This window comes from Streptomyces yokosukanensis (assembly GCF_001514035.1).
In the GTDB taxonomy this organism is placed as follows: domain Bacteria; phylum Actinomycetota; class Actinomycetes; order Streptomycetales; family Streptomycetaceae; genus Streptomyces; species Streptomyces yokosukanensis.
This window is the reverse complement of record NZ_KQ948212.1, coordinates 122,596-141,931: the sequence shown is the minus strand read 5'-3', so window position 1 is coordinate 141,931 and position 19,336 is coordinate 122,596. Positions and strand designations below refer to the sequence as shown.

The 19,336-nt window shown below is 69.6% G+C and carries 15 protein-coding genes; 2 read left to right on the top strand and 13 right to left on the bottom strand.

Translation table 11 applies throughout. The features are described from left to right. Positions 1–21 precede the first annotated feature (21 nt). The 5 genes from AQI95_RS18445 to AQI95_RS18425 form a co-directional block, all read right to left on the bottom strand. The gene (locus AQI95_RS18445) at positions 22–1,074 is read right to left on the bottom strand and encodes an NlpC/P60 family protein (protein ID WP_067124321.1); all 1,053 of its coding nucleotides are present in this window, start codon (positions 1,072–1,074) and stop codon (positions 22–24) included. Positions 1,075–1,111: 37 nt separating this feature from the next. Continuing rightward, positions 1,112–1,594 carry a poly-gamma-glutamate biosynthesis protein PgsC/CapC gene (locus AQI95_RS18440; protein WP_067124319.1) on the bottom strand — a complete coding sequence of 161 codons (483 nt, stop codon included), beginning with the start codon at positions 1,592–1,594 and terminating at the stop codon, positions 1,112–1,114. After that, a complete protein-coding gene (pgsB, locus tag AQI95_RS18435; protein ID WP_067124317.1) occupies positions 1,591–3,195 on the bottom strand; it encodes a poly-gamma-glutamate synthase PgsB in 1,605 nt (534 codons plus the stop codon). Before pgsB ends, AQI95_RS18440 begins: the two co-directional genes overlap by 4 nt. Before the next feature lie 6 nt (positions 3,196–3,201). Beyond that, positions 3,202–5,562, bottom strand: coding sequence for a HAMP domain-containing protein (locus tag AQI95_RS18430; RefSeq protein ID WP_067124315.1), 2,361 nt, complete (start codon positions 5,560–5,562; stop codon positions 3,202–3,204). A 252-nt stretch (positions 5,563–5,814) separates the two neighbouring features. Next, positions 5,815–7,035: a CapA family protein gene (locus tag AQI95_RS18425; RefSeq protein WP_244188780.1), complete on the bottom strand. Its 1,221-nt coding sequence runs from the start codon at positions 7,033–7,035 to the stop codon at positions 5,815–5,817. 20 nt (positions 7,036–7,055) lie between these two features. On the opposite strand from AQI95_RS18425, the gene AQI95_RS18420 reads away from it, so the two are divergent. Together AQI95_RS18420 and AQI95_RS18415 are read left to right on the top strand one after the other, a co-directional pair. After that, positions 7,056–8,027 (top strand): hypothetical protein, encoded by a 972-nt coding sequence (locus AQI95_RS18420; RefSeq protein ID WP_244188779.1) that lies wholly within the window; start codon positions 7,056–7,058, stop codon positions 8,025–8,027. A gap of 39 nt (positions 8,028–8,066) precedes the next feature. Then, positions 8,067–8,465, top strand: a complete 399-nt coding sequence (locus AQI95_RS18415; protein ID WP_067124313.1) for a PIN domain-containing protein — start codon at positions 8,067–8,069, stop codon at positions 8,463–8,465. A gap of 233 nt (positions 8,466–8,698) precedes the next feature. Here the strand turns inward: AQI95_RS18415 and AQI95_RS18410 are convergent, their stop codons facing one another. From AQI95_RS18410 to AQI95_RS18375, 8 genes are all read right to left on the bottom strand, one after another. Further along, entirely contained in the window at positions 8,699–10,207 is a 1,509-nt protein-coding gene (locus AQI95_RS18410; protein WP_067124311.1) for an amino acid permease, read from the bottom strand. A 161-nt stretch (positions 10,208–10,368) separates the two neighbouring features. Continuing rightward, the gene (dxs, locus tag AQI95_RS18405; protein WP_067124309.1) at positions 10,369–12,297 is read right to left on the bottom strand and encodes a 1-deoxy-D-xylulose-5-phosphate synthase; all 1,929 of its coding nucleotides are present in this window, start codon (positions 12,295–12,297) and stop codon (positions 10,369–10,371) included. 200 nt (positions 12,298–12,497) lie between these two features. Beyond that, on the bottom strand, positions 12,498–13,808 hold the full coding sequence (locus AQI95_RS18400; RefSeq protein ID WP_067124307.1) for a sugar ABC transporter permease: 1,311 nt from the start codon (positions 13,806–13,808) through the stop codon (positions 12,498–12,500). Then, a complete protein-coding gene (locus tag AQI95_RS18395) occupies positions 13,805–14,605 on the bottom strand; it encodes an ATP-binding cassette domain-containing protein (RefSeq protein ID WP_067124305.1) in 801 nt (266 codons plus the stop codon). Before AQI95_RS18395 ends, AQI95_RS18400 begins: the two co-directional genes overlap by 4 nt. Positions 14,606–14,817: 212 nt before the next feature. Next, positions 14,818–15,921 carry a substrate-binding domain-containing protein gene (locus tag AQI95_RS18390; RefSeq protein ID WP_079071322.1) on the bottom strand — a complete coding sequence of 368 codons (1,104 nt, stop codon included), beginning with the start codon at positions 15,919–15,921 and terminating at the stop codon, positions 14,818–14,820. Between the two features lie 133 nt (positions 15,922–16,054). Next, the gene (locus AQI95_RS18385) at positions 16,055–17,254 is read right to left on the bottom strand and encodes an ROK family transcriptional regulator (protein WP_067124301.1); all 1,200 of its coding nucleotides are present in this window, start codon (positions 17,252–17,254) and stop codon (positions 16,055–16,057) included. Positions 17,255–17,458: 204 nt separating this feature from the next. Continuing rightward, positions 17,459–18,382 (bottom strand): carbohydrate ABC transporter permease, encoded by a 924-nt coding sequence (locus AQI95_RS18380; RefSeq protein WP_067124299.1) that lies wholly within the window; start codon positions 18,380–18,382, stop codon positions 17,459–17,461. 4 nt (positions 18,383–18,386) lie between these two features. Continuing rightward, a complete protein-coding gene (locus AQI95_RS18375; RefSeq protein ID WP_067124297.1) occupies positions 18,387–19,313 on the bottom strand; it encodes a carbohydrate ABC transporter permease in 927 nt (308 codons plus the stop codon). Positions 19,314–19,336: the final 23 nt, after the last annotated feature.

Below are 19,336 nucleotides of genomic sequence, written 5' to 3'. Positions count from 1 at the left end.
CGGCGGCCCGCGCCTGCCCGGTCACAGCCGCTTCGCGCTGCGGAACAGCTTGGCGTAGAAGCCGTTGCCGTCCAGGCGCGAGACGCCGCCCTGGTCGCCGATGGTGGGGCCGTTCTGCTCCTTGCGGCTGGAGATGAAGACCTTGTGGCCCTCGGTGTCCGGGCCGAGGTAGATCGCGGAGTGGTCCATGTGGTTGCCGGTGCGGTGGTCCATCTTGAAGAACAGCAGATCGCCGGGCTGGAGGACGTCGATGTTCTGCGGCTGCGTGTACCAGGGGCTCGGGCCCTGGAGCTTGATGATGTCCACGCCCTCCTTGCCGCGGGCCATGCCGTCGGCGGTGCGCGGCAGCCCGTCGCCGCGGGTGTTGTCGGACATCAGCGGGAAGCGGGCCCGGTAGCCGTAGACCAGGCGCAGATAGCCCGAGCAGTCCACGGAGCGCAGGCGGTCCTTCTGCGGATAGACCGTGACGCCGTCCCGGAAGGTGTACGGGATGCCCAGGTAGTCGTAGAAGTCGGTCTGCTCGTAGCGGTCGACGCCGTCGGTCTTGAGGGGGCCGTAGTACGCGTGTCCGGCGTACTGCACGCCCTGGTCGTCCTTCTTGACCGGGGCGCCCTGGATGTACTGGAAGGCGAACGCGAAGACGTCGTCCTCCTCGCTGCCGTAGTACTGCTTGAACCAGTCCTTGAACCACTGCTGCTTCTCGGACCCCTTGGTCCACGCCTCCGGCATGAGGCGGACCCAGTCGTCGGTGACCACCTTGGTGGTGGTGTTGACGGGCTCGCTGAAGGTCCGCGTCGGGCCCTTGAGGGTGGCCGTGCGGGCGCCGTCCGTGAAGGTGGCGATGACCGCGCCCTTGCCGTCGCGCAGCACCGAGCGCGCCGGGTTGTTCAGCCGTTCCCAGGTCTGCTTGCCGGTCGCGCTGCCCGAGCTGTGCAGGTTCTCGGTGACGGTCTGGCCGGCCGGGAGCTTCGCCTGCTCGTCCTTGCGCAGCTCGTAGGTGAAGTAGGCGCTGCCCGCGAGCAGGGCCAGGACCGTCACCGCGTGGACGACGGGGCGGCCTTTTCGCTTCGGCATGGTGGGGGCTCCAGGAGTGCGTCGGATACAGGCGGGTTCAGGCGGACGGCATGGCGCCGAGGAGGATGCCGGCGGTCAGCACCACATAGGTGGCGAGGGTGACCGAGCCGACGGACAGCAGGGTCGCGCCCTTGGGCTGGCGGACCAGCTGGTAGCCGATCAGGCCGGGGACGATGAAGCCGAGCGTCTGGTTGGCGTACAGCAGCGGGAACTCCATCTGCAGCACGATGATCACGGTGGCCTGGATGAGCACGCCGCTGAGCACGACGGCGGCGAAGAGCCGCTTGCCGTACAGGATCACGAACTTCTGCATGAGCAGCGTGGCGAGGTACGTCAGGACGGTCACGCCGATGACGAGCGCGGCGCGCTGCAGGTCCTCGATGAGGGTGAGGGCCAGCCAGCCCGGGGTGATCATGCCGCCCGGCGACAGGTTGGTCGTCAGGTAGCACATGAGCGAGAACATCAGGCCCAGGCCGATGCCGATCGCGGCGATCTCGGGGGTGAGGACGGAGGGGATCAACGCGGTTCTCCTGGGCTGTGCCACTGCTGGCTGTCGTCGGCGGAAGACTGGGGCGGGACTCGGGGTTCGAACATCCCGCGGGAGTGGTGCTGCTGGGCCGCCCGGCCGTCGTCCGGGGGTGTCTGCACCGCGGCGGGTGCGGGCCGGCCGCCGCGCTGCGGCTGCGGCTCGGTCCAGGTGTCGTGCGCGTTCTCGTGCACGGTGTCGTGCGTGTGGTGGCTGTCGTACGAGGCCGGCGCGGGCAGCTGCGGGAGGTGCGGTTGCGGCGTCGCGTAGCGCGCCTCGTACGCCTCCGGGTAGCGCTGGTAGGGGTCGATGCGGGGCACGTAGAGCTGCATCGTCTCGGCGGGGTCGGTCACGGCGGGGGCCTTGGCGGCGTCCTCGGCGCGGGCCGCGGCGGTGGCCGGCTCGTCGGCGCTCTCGTCCGGCGGGAGTTCGGCGAGGTGCTCCAGCAGGATCTCGCCCTGACCGTGGATGTTGCCGATGGCGACCATCGAGGAGTCCGGGCCGAGCGCCTCCAGCATCTTGGCCATGAACTCCTCGGGGTCGCGCTTGTCGCCGCCGAGGTCGACGGCGCGCGAGCGGAACTCGGCGGGGATGGCGTCGATGGCGGACTTGGCCGGGTGGCCGATGACGAAGACGCGCTCGGGGTCGAGGTCGGGGATGATCTCGCCCATCTGGCCGTTGCGCTCGACGCGGTCGGGGCGGCAGTTGATGACGACGTTGAGCGGGCGGTGGATGGCGCCGAGGTCGAGCAGCTGGTTGATGTTCATCAGCGTCGACTCGGGGTCGTTGGCCGCGAAGACGTTGGCGAAGCGCAGCTTCTTGCCCTCGGGCGTCAGATAGCGCTCCACGGAGAGGACGCCGGGGTCCGGCGGGGCGTCGTACATGCCCTGCAGGGCCGTCTCGCGGTCGACGCCGAGGAGTTCGGCGACGGCGAGGGCGATGGCCACGTTCTCCTTGAAGGTGAACCAGCTGAAACCGCGCAGCTCCTCGTCGGTCACCGTCTCGGGGTCGGCGTAGATCAGCTTGCAGTTCCGCGCGTCCGCCTCCTCCTGGAGGATGTCGAAGCGGTCCTTCTCGGCGGTGACGCAGATGCCGTCCTCGGGCATCGAGCGGCACAGCGAGCGTGCCACGTCGTCCAGGGTGGGGCCCATCTCGGCGAGATGGTCCTCGCGGACGTTGCACAGCACGCCGATGGTGGAGCGGATCAGCTTGGACTGGTTGATCTCCTGCAGGGCCGGCATGACGGCCATGCACTCGATGACGAGCGCGTCCGGCTTGTACGCGGCGGCGCGCCGCACGATGCCGATCTGCTCGACCACGTTGGCGATGCCGAACTTGCGGTAGACCGGCTCCTCGGTGGCGTCGGGGTGGATGAAACGGGCCGCGGTGCCGGTGGTCTTGGCGACGGTGACCAGGTCTCCGCCGCGCAGGGCGCCCGCGCACAGCCGGGTGATGGAGGACTTGCCGCGGATGCCGTTGACCAGGACCCGGGTGGGTATGTGTTCCAGGTTGGCGAAGTGCCGCCGCTGTTCCACGATGCCCGCTATGAGCAGAATCGCGCAGCAGATCAGCAGCACGGTGTAGAGGAAGAGCACGGGTGATCAGTTCCTTGTGTACTGCTGGGGCGGGTACTGCTGCTGCGGGTGCGGCTCCGGGTGCGACGGCGGCGCGTACGGATCGGGCGGGTCCTGGCGCGGCGTGGGCCGCTGCGCGCTGGACTGCTTCGGTGCGGACGGCGGGGGCGAGGTACGCCGGGGCTGTTGACGGCGCTGGTCCTGCAGTTGCTGCCGGATGAGTTCCAGGGAGCGGGTGACGGCGCCGACCTCGTCGTGGTGCTGCGGGAAGAGCACGGTCTTGCGGTCGCCGCCGGCCAGCGCCTCGGCCCGGTCGGCCAGGGTGCTCAGCGGCCGGGCCACCACGATGTGCATCCAGCCGAGGCAGGCGACGGCCGCGGCGGCGCCGAGCAGACCGGCGAGGACGGTGCGGTTCTGGGCGTCGTACTCGGGGATGGCGAGGTGGTCGACGGGCTGCCAGCTGACCACGCTCCAGCCGAGCGACTCGGCCGAGCCGCTGCCGGAGAACGGCGCGGCGGCCGCGATCCGTATCCCGTTCTCCCGGTACAGCACCCCGCCCGGCCGCGGCTTCTTGCCGAGCCGCTGGGAGCTGGCCGCGACGAGGTCCCTCAGGTGCTGGTCGGGCAGCGACTGGAAGGCGAGGAAGCCGGTGTTGCCACCGATGACCTGGTGCCGGTCGTCCACGAGCCGGACCACGCCGAGGCCCGGCCGGGTCAGCAGCGCGTCGAAGAACTCGACGCGGAACTCGCCGACCAGGTGGGCTCCGCCGCGGCCGGGGATCTCGGCGGAGGCGACGACCACGGGCTCCTTGCCGCCGCGGCCCAGCAGCCGCAGGGGCTTGCCGGAGACCCGGTCGGACCGGACCACCTTCGGCTCCTTGCCCTCGCGGGCCTGGATCTCTCCGGAGGAGTCGACGACGTAGAGGGAGCGGTAGCGCTTGTTCTCGTTGTAGGTGCGTTCCAGCACCGTCTCCATGGCCTCGGGTGAGGTCTTGTCACCGATGAGGGAGGCGACCGACTGCAGGTCGGCGTCTCCCTCGTTGAGCGCGCGGCGCACCCGGTCGCTGAGCGTGTCGGTGCGTTCGCGCTGGTCGTTGACGAGCTGCCGGGGGACGTCGGCCGTGCTGTCCGCGCGGTTGACCAGCAGCATCAGCGGGGCGGACCAGGCGAGCAGCAGGACGGCGCAGACCGCGAGGAGGACCGGGGTGCCCACCCGGCGCAGCCCGTGCGGGCGCTCGGCCGAGCCGGTCGCCTCGGCACTCTCGCCGAGCAGCTGCCGGCGCAGCCGCTCCAGGGCGCCGCCGATGCGGTGCGCCTCGCCGTAGCCGGGGACGGTGACGGGGCGGGTCAGATCGCCTCGGGTGAGCCGGCGTGACTCCAGGAACAGCCGGATGAGCGGGCGTTGCACGGTGCCGAGCAGCACCGCCACGGCCAGTGCGCCGACGATGAGCAGCGCGCCGCCCGCCACCAGCCCGAAGACCGGGGAGAGGGTCCCGCCGGACTCCTCGGTCACCTTCACCATGGCGACCACGGACAGGCCGAGCCCGCTGGCGGTGGTGGTCTCGCCGGCATCGGGCGCGGCGAGGGTGGCGTAGCCGGCGACGGACCGGTCGCCGAGCAGCTTCCCGCCGAGCAGGCTGCCGCTGACGCCCCGGTAGCCGCCGATGCCGGGCTCCTTGCTGCTGCGCGGATCCTGGTCAGCCTTGCGGGCGGCCCCCTCGGCGAACTCCTTCAGCTGCTTGGTGGAGTCCTTGATGTCCTTGCGGTCGATGCTGTTGCGCGCCGACTCCGGTTCGGCGATGCCGTCGCTGCTGAGGATGGCGCCGTGCGCGTCGACCACGGCGATGGAGCGGAACTGGCCGAGGCTGATGCCGGGGAACTTCAGGTTCCGCGAGGCCACCAGCAGCAGCTGCGGCTTGCCCGGCCAGGTCAGCAGCCCGAAGGACAGCAGCCGTACCTCGCCGTTCTTCAGCTGCACCATCCGCGGGGCCAGCCCGTCCTCGCCGCTGAGGGTGGAGAGGTCCACGGAGGTCAGCGGCACCGTCTCGCCGCGGGCCGCGACCAGCTTGCCGGTGCGGATCTCGACGACCGCGGTGCCCATCCACTTCTGGTAGGTGCTGCCGAGCTTGTCGAGGACCGCGTCGCCGGAGACCGACTGCCCGGCGCTGAACAGCGCGGCGGAGCGGGTGACGTCGGTGACGGACTCGTCGATGGAGGCGCGCAGCGCGATGGCGCCGTCCTCGGCGAAGTGCTGCTGGGACGTCAGCACCGCCTTCGGCACACCGGCGTCGTCGACCCGGCCGAGGACGAGTGCCGTGATGCCGGCGAGCGTCAGCAGCAGCGCCGAGAGGACCGCGATCGGCGGGCGTATGCCTCCGATCAGCGACATGTCGGCTCGACGGCGGGCTCGGTGCTGCCGCGCCGGGGGCGGTGACGCCACAGGACGGTCCTCTCGTGAATGTGGTCCGGGCGCGCCGATGGTAAGACCGCGCCCGGAAACCTCAGACAGATAAGAGGGCGGTTAAGTTGCCGTAAGTCCCACGTGATCTAGGCAACATCGCGCAACCATCGGACAAGAACGGACAAATGCGCCTCCCAGTCCGACCCGGCCCATGATTCGTTCACACCCCCGTTCGAGATCCTACTCGGACAGCGGGGTCAGTGGCTTGAGCCCGTCCGCACCGGCTCCCCGGTTCAGCAGAGTGCCCTCGGTGCGCTCGAAGGCCAGCCGCAGCCGGGCTTTTTGAGTATCCGTCAGATCATGGTCGTCGCGCAGCGCGGCCGCCACGTCCAGCAGGCGGTAGTCCCGCACGTCGTCACCGGTGTAGGCGGCGGTGCCGCCGTCCCGGACGTTCTCGGCGTCCGGCGGGATCGTCAGCAGCGTCGGCTCGTAGCGCGGCTGGACCGTCCAGTGGCCCTTACCATGCTCGGCGAACGTGAACCAGGCGATCACGCCCTCCTCGGTCAGCCCCGTCGGCACCTCGTGCCGGGCGATCTGGTTGCCGAGCCCGTAGCTGATCCAGGTCCCCTCGACCTTCTCCATCGGCTCCACGACATGCGCGTGATGGCCGATGACCAGATTGATGCCGGTGTTCCGGGCGATCTGCCGGGCGAAGGCGATCTGCGAGCCGGACGGTTCCGGATGGTGCTCACGGCCCCAGTGCAGGGAGAGGATCACCACCTCGGCACCGGCCCTGCGGGCCCGCTGCTCGGCGGCCTTGATGCGGCCCAGGTCCTGCTGGTTGGCCAGCCACGGCTTGTCCTTGGGCAGCTTGTGCGGCTCGTTGAAGCCGTAGGCGAAGGAGATCTGCGCCACCTTGACGCCCTTGACGTCCATGACCAGCGGAGTCTCGGCCTCCTTCGCGGTGCGGGCGGAGCCGGTGTGCTTCAGCCCGGCGGCGTCCAGCGCGTCCAGGGTGCGCTTCACGCCGTCGTAGCCGTGGTCGAGCGTGTGGTTGGAGGCGGTGGAGCAGGTGTCGTAGCCGATGTCCTTGATCGCCTTCGCCTGCTGCGGCGGCACCTGGAAGTCCGGGAAGCCCTCGAAGGGGCCCTTCGCCGGGCCCATCACCGGCTCGAAGTGGCAGATCGCCAGGTCCGCCTTGCTGATCACCGGCTTGATACCGGCCATCATCGGGCCGAAGTCCAGCCCGTCCACGCCCTTGCCGGTGCGCGCCGCGTCCTTGCGGGCCTGGTCGACCAGTTCGGGATGCATCAGGATGTCCCCGGCCGCCGCGACGGTGAAGGAGCGCCCGCCGCTCTGGTCCGAGGCGTCGTCCGAGAGGAGACCACAACCGGAGGCGGCGGCGAGCAGGGCGAGCGGGGTCAGCAGGGACAGCAGGGTCCGACTACGGCGTCTGTTCACCGGGATATCTTGATACAACCATGAGAGCCCATCGCTCACGCGTCATAACGATCGCAACAATTCTGCTCGTCGCCACTGGCCTCGCCGCGGGCCTGACCGCCCTGCTCCACCGCACGGGCGGCGCCGGCGATGCCGACCGGCCCGCCCCGAAGGGGGCCGCGCAGATCGACCTGTCGCGCGAGGTGGCCGACTACACGGGCCGGTTCGGCCCCGACGGGGGCTACCGGCGGCCCGGCCGGGCCGACCGTACGGAGATCGCGGCCGCCGTCGGACTGCTGCTCGACGGCCATCGCGAACAAGCGGAACAGCGGCTTTCACAACGGGACTTCACCGTGCGCACGGTCGTCGACCGGCCCTCCGGCCACCGCTATGTCGAGGTGGCCGACCGCACCGACGCCGCCGTGACACCGCGCGGCTGGGGCCGGGTCTACCTCGACGCGGACCACCGCCCGAGCTGGTCGGTGCAGGTTCCGCATCCCGCGTTCGATCTGGGCACCGAACAGCTCGGCGTACAGGTGCTGCGCGGCTCGCCCGGCGGGGTCATGGTGATCGCAGGAGCACATCGCAAAGCCGGGGCTGGCAATTCCGCGGATGTGGCGCATCGCACGGACACCGTGTTCCACGCCATCTGCGCCGAGCTGGCCCGCCGTGGGATGCCCGGTATCCAGCTGCACGGTTTCGCCGCCTCCGCCGCACCCGACTACGACGTGATCGCCTCCACCGGCGCCGGAACGGCGGCCCGGCCGGAGGGCCGCGAACTGGCCGACGCCCTGCGCGGGCACGGCTTCGACGTGTGCCGGGCCTGGGTGCGCTCCTGCCCGCTGGAGGGCAGGACGAACATGCAGGGCAGAACGGCCGACGCCGACCATGTGCCGTTCCTGCACGTCGAGTTCTCCCCCACGATCCGGGCCGGCGGACGGCCCGCCGAGCGGGCGGCCGCCGCGATCGCCGAGATCACCCGCCGATGGGCGGGGAAACCCGTGACAGACTGAGTCCGTCACGAACGCTACACAACGGGGCTGTTACCGGATATGACGGACACCTCGGGTGCGGTGGACGAGCCGCTGCCCCTGCTCATCGTCGACGGTGCGAACGTCGTCGGGTCGGTGCCCGACGGCTGGTGGCGCGACCGCCGCGGTGCCGCCGAGCGCCTGCGCGACCGGCTCGTCCCCTACGCCGGCTCCGGCGTGGACGGCCTGCCCGGCCCGCTGGAGCTGGTCCTGGTGGTGGAGGGCGCGGCCCGGGGCGTGGCCTCGGTGCCCGGGGTGCGCGTCGAGGAGGCGCCCGGCAGCGGCGACGACCGCATCGTGGAACTCGCGGCGGCGGCCGGCGACCGCCCGTGCCTGGTCGTCACGGCCGACCGCGAGCTGCGCGGACGGGTCCGGGAACACGGCGCACAGGTCACCGGCCCCCGCACGGTGCGGGACTAGAGGATCATCCCGGCGTCGCGACGCCCGGCACGCTCCCCCAGAGGGGGCACCCCCGCTCGCCCCACCGCCCGGAAGCCCACGTACGGCGCGTCCGGTACGCCGTCCGGGTGACGCTCGCCGTGACCACGGTCCGTCCGGGGGGAGCGGGGCGGCGGGCATGGCCGGCACGCTGTCCGGCCCCGCCGTTCCCGCCGGAGCGGGACGGGCGGGGCCGGGTACGGCGGCGGAATCGGCTACGGAGTGTTGCCCGTGGCCTTTCGAGGAGCCGTCTCCCCCTGGGCGAGCCGGCTGTGGGAGCGGCTGTAGAGGAAGTAGACGACGAGGCCGATCGCCATCCAGACGGCGAACCGCAGCCAGGTCTCGGCGGGCAGGTTGAGCATCAGCCACAGCGAGGCGAGCACGGAGAGGACCGGGACGAGGGGCACCAGCGGGGTCTTGAAGGCGCGGTGCAGGTCGGGCCGGGTCCGGCGGAGAATGATCACGCTGATCGCGACGACGATGAAGGCGAACAGGGTGCCGATGTTCACCAGCTCGGCCAGTTCGCTCAGGCTGGTGAAGCCCGCCACGACGGCGATGACCGCACCGAGCAGGATCGTGGGCCGGTAGGGGGTGCGGAACCGGGGGTGGGTGTGCGAGAAGAACCGGGGCAGTAGTCCGTCACGGCTCATCGCGAAGAAGACCCGGGACTGGCCGAGGAGCAGGATCATGCAGACCGTGGTCAGTCCGACGGCGGCGCCGAAGCTGATCAGGCCCGCGAACCATGGATGGCCGGTGGCCTTGAACGCGTCGGCGAGCGGTGCGTCCACGGACAGCGAGCTGTACTTCTGCATGCCGGTCACCACGATGGCCACGGCGACGTACAGCGTGGTGCAGATGATCAGTGAGCCGAGGATGCCGCGCGGGACGTCGCGCTGCGGGTTGCGGGTCTCCTCGGCGGCGGTGGCCACGACGTCGAAGCCGATGAAGGCGAAGAAGACGACGGAGGCGGCGGTGAAGATGCCCATGACGCCGAAGTCGGAGGGGGCCCAGCCGAACATGAGCTGGATGAGCGGTGCCTTGAGGCTGCCGCCCGCCGGGACCGGCTGCTGCTTCGGGATGAACGGGTCGTAGTTGCTGCTCTTGATGAAGAAGGCGCCGGCGACGATGACCACGAGCACGACCGCCACCTTGACGGCGACGACGACCGTGGTGACCCGCGCGGAGAGCTTCATGCCGACGACGAGGATGGCGGTGAGGACCACGACGAGGGCCGCGGCGAGGATGTCGAAGCCGAACCCGGAGGCACCGTCCCGGCCGCTGAGGTACTCGGGCAGGTGCCAGCCCGCGTTGTCGAGCAGCGAGTGGATGTAGCCGGACCAGCCGACGGCGACCACCGCCGTGCCGAGCGCGAGTTCCAGCACCAGGTCCCAGCCGATGATCCAGGCGGGGAACTCGCCGAGCGAGGCGTAGGAGAAGGTGTACGCGGATCCGGCGACCGGCACCGTGGACGCGAACTCGGCGTAGCACAGGGCGGCCAGCGCGCAGACCACACCGGCGACGACGAACGACAGGGACACGGCGGGCCCGGCGGTGTTCTTCGCGGCCGTGCCGGTCAGGACGAAGATGCCGGTGCCGATGATGACCCCGACGCCGAAGACCGTCAGATCGAGGGCCGACAGGGACTTGCGCAGCGCGTGCTCGGGCTCCTCCGTGTCCCGGATCGACTGCTCGATGTTCTTCGTTCTGAACAACGCATTGCTCACGGGCCTACCTCCCACGCTTGTCGCCTCGACCTGGCTCGACATGATCGAGAGGGCTGGGGATGCGTATGCCCCGGCACTGGCAGGTTCACGCAGGAGAGCCGGTTCCGCCACCCGTAGGAGGTGACGAAACCGGCCCTTTTCGAATCGGGGGTGCGGACGCGTCAGTCGCGCGCGGGCTCCACCGAGTCCACGTCGGTGGCGGTGCGGTCGTACCGACCGTCGAGCTTGGCGACGAGCCCGGTGACCTGGCGGGCGATGTCGGGCGCGGTCAGGCCGATCTCGGCGAGGACCTCGCCGCGGGAGGCGTGGTCGAGGAAGCGCGGCGGGATGCCGAAGTCGCGCAGCGGCACGTCCACGCCCGCGTCGCGCAGGGCCTGGGCGATCGCGGAGCCGACACCGCCGACGCGGCTGTTGTCCTCGACGGTGACGACGACGCGGTGCCGCTCGGCCAGCGGGGCCATGGCCTCGTCGACGGGCTTGACCCAGCGCGGGTCGACCACGGTGGTGGAGATGCCCTGCTTGTCGAGCAGGTCGGCGATCTCCAGGCACATCGGGGCGAGGGCGCCGACGGAGACCAGCAGCACGTCCGGCTTGTCGCTGCCGGGCTCGCGCAGCACGTCCATGGCGCCGACCCGGCCCACGGCGGGTACGGCGGGGCCGACGGCGCCCTTGGAGAAGCGCACCACGGTCGGCGCGTCGTCGACGGCGACGGCCTCGCGCAGCTGCCGGCGCACCTGCTCGGCGTCGCGCGGGGCAGCCAGCCTGAGGCCCGGTACGACCTGCAGGATCGACATGTCCCACATGCCGTTGTGCGAGGCGCCGTCCGTCCCGGTGACACCGGCCCGGTCGAGCACGAAGGTGACCCCGCACCTGTGCAGGGCCACGTCCATGAGGACCTGGTCGAAGGCGCGGTTGAGGAAGGTCGCGTAGACGGCGAAGACGGGGTGCAGTCCGCCGTGCGCGAGGCCCGCCGCGGAGACGGCGGCGTGCTGCTCGGCGATGCCGACGTCGTAGATCCGGTCCGGGAAGGTGTCGGCGAACTTCTTCAGGCCGACCGGCTGGAGCATGGCCGCCGTGATCGCCACGATGTCGTCGCGCTCCTTGCCGAGCTCGACCATCTCGTCGCCGAAGACGGAGGTCCAGTCGGCGCCGGAGGCCTTGATCGGCAGGCCCGTGTCGGGGTGGATGGGGCCGATGCCGTGGAAGCGGTCGGCCTCGTCCTGGAGGGCGGGCTGGTAGCCGCGGCCCTTCTCCGTGAGGCAGTGCACGATGACCGGGCCGCCGAAGCGCTTGGCGCGCGCCAGAGCGGACTCCAGGGCCTCGATGTCGTGGCCGTCGATCGGGCCGACGTACTTCAGGCCCAGGTCCTCGAACATGCCCTGCGGGGCGATGAAGTCCTTCAGGCCCTTCTTGGCGCCGTGCAGGGTCTCGTACAGCGGCCGGCCGACGACCGGGGTGCGCTCCAGGATGTCCTTGCCGCGGGCCAGGAACCGCTCGTAGCCGTCGGTGGTGCGCAGTGTGGCCAGGTGGTTGGCGAGGCCGCCGATGGTGGGGGCGTACGACCGCTCGTTGTCGTTGACGACGATGACCAGCGGGCGGTCCTTGGCGTCCGCGATGTTGTTCAGCGCCTCCCAGGCCATGCCGCCGGTGAGCGCGCCGTCACCGATGACGGCGACGACGTGGCTGTCCCGCTTCGTGAGCTGGTTGGCCTTGGCGATGCCGTCGGCCCAGCCGAGGACCGTGGAGGCGTGGCTGTTCTCGATGACGTCGTGCTCGGACTCGGCCTGCGAGGGGTAGCCGGACAGGCCGCCCTTCTTCTTCAGCTGGGAGAAGTCCTGCCGGCCCGTGAGCAGCTTGTGCACGTAGGACTGGTGGCCGGTGTCCCACAGCACCTTGTCCTTCGGCGAGTCGAAGACCCGGTGCAGGGCGATGGTCAGCTCCACCACACCGAGGTTGGGGCCGAGGTGGCCGCCGGTCTTGGAGACGGCGTCGACGAGGAAGGTCCGGATCTCCCCTGCCAGCTGGTCCAGCTCCTCCGGGCTGAGCCGGTCCAGATCGCGCGGTCCCCTGATGCGGGTCAGCAGCGGCACCCGTGCCTCCTTGCAGTAGAGCTGATCGAGCTTTCGCCGGGCTCGCCCGAGTCTAATGTTCCGGCTTTGCGCGACACGACAGCGCCCGGTGCCATCGCGGCACCGGGCAAGGTCGGAAGGGGCGCGGGGAACCGCGCGTGAGGCCACGGCGGACCGGCACACGCGGGACGACCCGCGCCCCTGCGGCGGGACGGCGCCGGTTACGCGCGACCGGCCGTCTTCTGCGTCTTACGGGTGATGGAGTCGATCACGACCGTGGTGAGCAGAACCGCGGCGGTGATCATGTACTTCACCGGCTCCGCGATGGACTCCAGCTGCAGCCCGTACTGGATCGAGACGATCACCAGCACACCGAGCAGCGCGTTCCACGTACGACCCCGGCCGCCGAAGAGCGACGTGCCACCGATGACCGCGGCGGCGATCGCGTTCATCAGCAGGTCGCCCGTACCGGCGCTCTGGTTGGCCGAGGCGATCTTCGACGCCAGGAACAGGCCACCGATCGCGGCGAAGCCACCGGAGATGGCGAACACGGAGATCCGCACGGCGGTGACGTTGATACCCGCGCGCCGGGACGCCTCCACGCTGCCGCCGAGCGCGAAGATCTTGCGGCCGTAGGAGGTGCGGCGCAGCACGAAGTCCGTGCCGATCAGGAACGCGAGGAAGATCACCGTGGCCAGCGGCAGCCCCTTGTACTGGTTGTACATGAAGGCCGCGGCGAAGGAGATCACGGCCAGCAGCACGGTCCGCACGATCGTGTCGCTGAGCGGCCGGAACGGGATGCCCGCGGCCTGCCGGCGCCGGTTGCCGAGGAAGGAGGTGAGGAAGAACACGGCGACCACGACGACGGCGAGTCCGTAGGCGGCGGCCACGTCCGAGAAGTAGTACGTGGTCAGCTTGCCGACCAGGCCGTTCGGGTCGAGGTTGATCGTGCCGTCCGCGCCGAGCACCTTCAGCATGAAGCCCAGCCAGAACAGCAGGCCGGCCAGCGTGACGGCGAAGGCGGGGGCGCCCAGCACCGCGAAGAAGAAGCCGTGCAGCGCGCCGATGGCGATGCCGGCGGCGACGGCGATGAGCACGGCCGTCCACTCGGGCCAGCCCTGGTTGACCGCGAGGACACCGGCGAGGGCGCTGGCCGCGCCACTGACCGAGCCGACCGACAGGTCGATCTCGCCGAGCAGCAGCACGAAGACGATGCCGACCGAGATCATGCCCGTGCCGACCATCGTGATCGTGATGTCGTTGATGTTCTGCGCGGACAGGAAGTTGGAGTTCAGGACCTGGAAGATGATGCAGATGATCGCGAGGCCCAGGACGACCGGGATGGAGCCCAGCTCGCCGGCCTTCATCTTGCGCTTGAACTCGTGCCAGTAGCCGATCAGGCCCTCTTGCTGGACCAGCAGGCGCGGGTCGACCGCGGTGACCGCGGCGGCCGCGGCCTCGGGGTTCTCGACGACGGGGTCGTCCTGCGGCGGCGTCTTGTCGAGGTTCGCGGAGGTCTTGTCGATGCTCACTTGGAAACCTCCCCGTTCGTGTCGGCCGTGCGCGCCGCGCGGCGGGTGACGGCGTTGTCGGTGGCGCCGGTGATGGCGGAGATGATCTCCTCCTGCGAGGTCGTCTTGACCTCGAAGACGCCGTTGTTGCGGCCGAGGCGCAGCACGGCGACCTTGTCGGCCACCGCCTTCACGTCCGCCATGTTGTGGCTGATGAGGATGACGGCGTGGCCGCGCTCGCGCAGGCGCTCCACCAGGTCGAGGACCTGCGCGGTCTGCTCGACGCCGAGGGCGGCGGTGGGCTCGTCGAGGATCACCAGCTTGGGGGCGCCGAGCATGGAGCGGGCGATGGCCACGGTCTGGCGCTGACCGCCGGAGAGCGAGGCGATCGGGATACGGACGCTGGGGATGCGGATCGACAGCGTGGTGAGCAGCTCGCGGGAGCGGCGCTCCATCTCGACCTCGTCCAGGACGCCCCACTTCCTCAGCTCACGGCCGAGGAACAGGTTGCCGACGACGTCGATGTTGTCGCACAGCGCGAGGTCCTGGTAGACCGTCGCGATGCCCAGGGCCTGGGCGTCGTGCGGACGGCTGATGGAGACGGGCTTGCCGTCCCACTCGATGACACCCTCGTCGATCGGGTGCACGCCGGCGATCGTCTTGACCAGCGTGGACTTTCCGGCGCCGTTGTCGCCCACCAGGGCGACCACTTCACCGGCGTGGACCTCAAGCTCTACGTCGGTGAGCGCCTGAACGGCACCGAACCGCTTGGAGACCCCGCGCAACGCCAGCACGGGCGTAGCGGACACGTGAACCATCTCCTTCGCCGCCTGACCCGGCGGGAGGTTGTGCAGAAAACTGGGCGGGTGGGTCGGGAGCAACCCTGGGGGAGTTCCGTCCGGCGCCCCGCGCCGAGCTTGCGGGGCTGTGTGAGTCGCGGGACGCCGGAGGAGTCTTGGGGGCGTTCAGTCGGCTTCCCTACGGGCATTCAATGACGAACACCCGTGTACGGGAAGGGACTTGAGGTCGCCTACTTGAGGCCGATCTTGTCGCAGGCGGCCTTGTAGTCGGCCGTGCAGATGTCGGCGACGGTGTAGTAGCCCTGCTTGATGACCGTGTCCTTGATGTTGGCCTGGGTCAGCGAGACGACCGGGACCAGGACCGAGGGGACGTCCTTCGCCGAGGTGCTGGAGACCTTGTCCTTGGCGATGGAGTCCAGCGACTTGCCCTGCGCGAGCGCGACGGCCATCTCCGCGGCGACGTTCGCCTCCTGCGGGTAGGACTTGAAGACGCTCATGTACTGCGTACCGGCGACGATGCGCTGCACGCCGGCCAGCTCGGCGTCCTGGCCGGTGACCGGGACCTTGACGCCCGCGGCGTTGAGGGCGGTGATGATACCGCCGGCCATGCCGTCGTTGGCGGAGTAGACACCCGCGATCTTGTCCTTGCCGACCGCGGAGATCGCCGTCTCCATCTCGGAGTTGGCGTTGTCCGGCGACCACTCCTTGGTGTCGTACTCCTTGGCGACCGTGACCTTGCCGTCGAGGACGGAGTGCGCGCCCTTCTTGAACTGGGCGGCGTTCGGGTCGGTGACCGAGCCGTTGACCATGACGATCTTGGAGGACTTGGTGGCCTTGCTGCCCAGCGCCTTCAGCAGGGCCTCGCCCTGGGTCTTGCCGACCTCCTCGTTGTCGAAGGAGGTGTAGGCGCTGATGGGGCCCTCGGCCAGGCGGTCGTAGGCGACGACCTTGATGCCGGCGTCCACGGCCTTCTGCACGGAGTTCTGGATGGCCTTGGCGTCGACCGCGTCCACGATCAGGACGTCCACCTTGTTGGTGATCATGGTGTCGACCTGCTGCGCCTGCAGGTTCGCGTCCTGGCGGGCGTTGTTGTACTCGACCTCCGCCTTGCCGTTCGTCAGCTCCTTGATCTTCTTCTCGATCAGGGGCTTGTCGAACTTCTCGTAACGCGCGGTCTTGTTCTCCGGAAGGAGAAGGCCGACCTTGATGTTGTCGCCCTTCTTCGAGGACGAGGAGGAAGAGCTGTCGTTGCCCTTCGACTCCTTGGCGCTGCCACAGGCGGCCAGCGAGACCGCCATCGCACCGGCGGCTACGGCAACGGCGGCACGACGCATACGTGCGTTCACTTCAGAAACCTCCCTGACGAGGCCGCGTCGTTGCGGCCGAGGTGGCTGGAAGTCAACTCGGCCACACGTGCGACGTCAAGAAGTAAATCCTTAACGAGATGGCAACGGTGCCATCCGTTCTCTAAGTGAAGGCAGGGGTCGCCACAGACAGCGATCCATCCAAAAGTGTCGAATCGCCCATCTCGCTGAGGGCGAGGGCGAGCGCTCCGAGCACCTCCGCACGCCCTCCAAGTGCCCCCGGAAGAACGGACAGTTGGCGGGCCGCGCTGGGGATGGCGTAGCGGCCGACGGACTCCCTGATCGGCCCGAGCACCAGCTCACCGGCCTCGGCGAGATCACCGCCGAGGACCACCCGGCTCGGGTTCAGCAGATTGCACAGGTTGGCCACCCCACTGCCGATGTGACGGCCGACGTCGGCGATCACCCGACGGCAGCCCGGGTCTCCGTCCCTGGCCAGCCGCACGACGCCGTCCATCGTGAGGTCGGGCCCATGGCTGGACTGGAGCAGCGGGAGCACATAGCGCGCGGCCGCAAACGTCTCCAGGCAGCCGCGGTTTCCGCAACGGCAGACCGGGCCGGATTCATCGAGTGTAATATGCCCGATTTCTCCGGCCGTGCCGCCCGGACCCCGGTAGATCTTCCCGTCGATCACCAGGCCCGCGCCGACACCGCTCGCCACCTTGATGTACGCGAGGTCCCGCACGCCCTTCCCGCTGCCCCAGACCAGCTCGCCGAGGGCGCCGAGGTTGGCGTCGTTGTCCACGTGGACGGGCACGCCGAGCCGCTCGCGCATCTCCTCGGCGGGCTTGGCTCCGGTCCAGCCGGGCAGGATCGCGGTGGACCCCAGCGTCCCCGACTCCACGTCGATGGGACCCGGCACGCCGAGGCCGACGCCCGCGACCTTGGACCGGTTCACCCCGGTGGCCGCGATCAGGCGGCTGACCAGCTGTTCGGCCCGGTCGAAGCCCTGTGCGGCGGAGGCGTCGACGTCCAGCGGCTCGGACTCCTCGGCCAGCACCTGATGGGCGAGGTTGCCGATCGCGACGCGCATGTGGGTGTGCCCGAAGTCGACGCCGATCACAATCCCGGCGTCGCCGCTGAGGCTGACGCTGCGGGCCCGCCGCCCGCCCGCCGACGTGGGCGTGACCTCGACGGTTCCGCCGTCCTTCAGCTCCCGCACGATGTTGGAGACGGTTGCGGCGGACAGACCGGTCGTCCGCGCGATCTCCGCCTGCGTGAGGGACCCGGCCAGGCGCACGGCCCGTACGACCCGCTCCAGGTTGGCTCGGTGCAGCGACGACTGCGACCCTGGAGTCTCCACGACGACCTCCTGAGCGCGAGGCCGCTTCGGCGAGGCCCCGCGTATGTCCAACTAGTGAACTCTAAGCTGAGCCGTTCGGGGCTGGTTCCGTCAAGAGGTTGAACCGTTTCCGGATCCCCGGAACACACGCGCACGCCGCCTCCGGCAAGGGAGACGGCGTGCGCACGGGTGGCTGCGGGGTGTCACCCCGCCGGGCTCACGGCCCTATTTCAGCGCCCCCGCGGTCAGGCCTTGGACGACCTGGCGCTGGAAGACGATGTACGCCCCGAGCACCGGCAGCATGGCCATCACCAGGCCGGCGAAGAGCCCGGACCAGTCGCCCTTGTAGCCCTGGCTGACGGCCAGCTGGACCAGGCCCTGGGTGAGCACCTTCTTGTCGGGGTCGGTGTTCAGGACCGTGGGCAGCATGTACTGGTTCCACTGACCCAGGAAGTTGAAGATGCCGACGCTGATCAGGCCCGGTTTGGCCATGGGCAGCATGATCTGGAAGAACGTACGCGTGTGCGAAGCGCCGTCCACGAAGGCCGCCTCCGCCACCGAGGTGGGCAGCGTGCGGAAGAACGCTGTGAGGAAGAAGACCGTGAAGGGCAGCGAGTACGCGATGTAGACCAGGATCAGGCCATGGATCGTGTTCAGCATGCCCATGTTGTTCACGACATAGAACAGCGGGACCAGCGCGAGCATGATCGGGAAACTCATGCCGCCGATGAACAGGTAGTAGATGAAGCGGTTGCCCGGGAAGTCGAAGCGGGCGAGGACATAGGCCGCCATGGAGCCGAGCGCCAGGGTGCCGATGAGCGAGCCGCCGACCACCAGGACGGTGTTCAGGAAGTAGTCGCTCATGTTGGCCTGGGTCCAGGCCCGCGACCAGTTGTCGAAGTGCAGCTTGTCCGGCAGGGACCAGGGCGAGCCGAAGATCGAGCTGTCCGACTTGAAGGACGTCATCACCGCCCACAGCAGCGGCATGACCACCATGATCGCCCAGATGATCAGCACGCCGTGCGAGAAGACGTTGAGGACGCCGCCGTCCCTCTTGCGCCGGGCGGGCCTGGGGGGCGGTACATCGACCTTGGAGACGCTGGCGCCGGACTCGGCCGGCAGCGGTGCGGGGGTCTCGGTCGTCTTCATCGGTTCAGAACTCCAGCCGCTCGCGACGGCCCAGCCGCATCACGATCGCCGCGAAGGCGAGGGTGACGACGAGCAGGGCGACGCCGATGGTGGTGGCGTAGGCGGCCTGACCGTCCCGGAACGCCTTCTGGTACACGTACAGGACCATCACGGTGGTCGAGTAGTCGGGTCCGCCCGGTCCGGTCGTCATGATCTGTACGACCGCGAACGACTCGGCGCCGAGCGCGAGGATGCCCATGTAGACCCAGCCGGACTGCACGGTGTCCCACAGCAGCGGCAGGGTGACGCGGAAGAAGGTGGTGGCGCGGCCGGCGCCGTCGAGCAGGGCCGCCTCGTACAGCTCGGCCGGGATGGAGGCCATGCCCGCCGAGAACAGGACCACGAAGAAGCCGGTCGTGGACCACACCAGCACCGCCATCACACACCACAGCGCGAGGCTCGGGTCGCCCAGCCACAGGGGCTGGACGCTGCCGAGGCCGATCCCGCGCAGCAGGGAGTTGATCGCGCCGCTGTCCGGGTTGTACGCGAACTGGAACAGCAGCGCGACGATCGCGATGGACAGCACCTGCGGGAAGAAGTACACGATCTTGTAGAAGGACGAGCCCCGGACCCCGGAGATCACGGGGCCGCCCTTCCTGCGGCGTCCGCCCACATTGATCATGAAGGCGAAGAAGAGCGCCAGACTGATCGTCACCAGCGGGAGCACCAGAGCGAACAGCAGACTGTGCTGCAACGACTTCCAGAAGATGTCGTCGTGGAGCATCCTCTTGTAGTTGTCGAAGCCGACCATCTTGAATTCGGGGCTCAGGCCGGTCCAGTCCGTGAACGAGTAATAGATGGACTGGATGAACGGCCACACCACGAAGAGCGCGTACAGTCCCAGGGGCAGAACCAGAAACCCCACGATGAACCGGTACTTGCCGTGCTGCATCGCCACTCCGGTGCGTTGAAAGG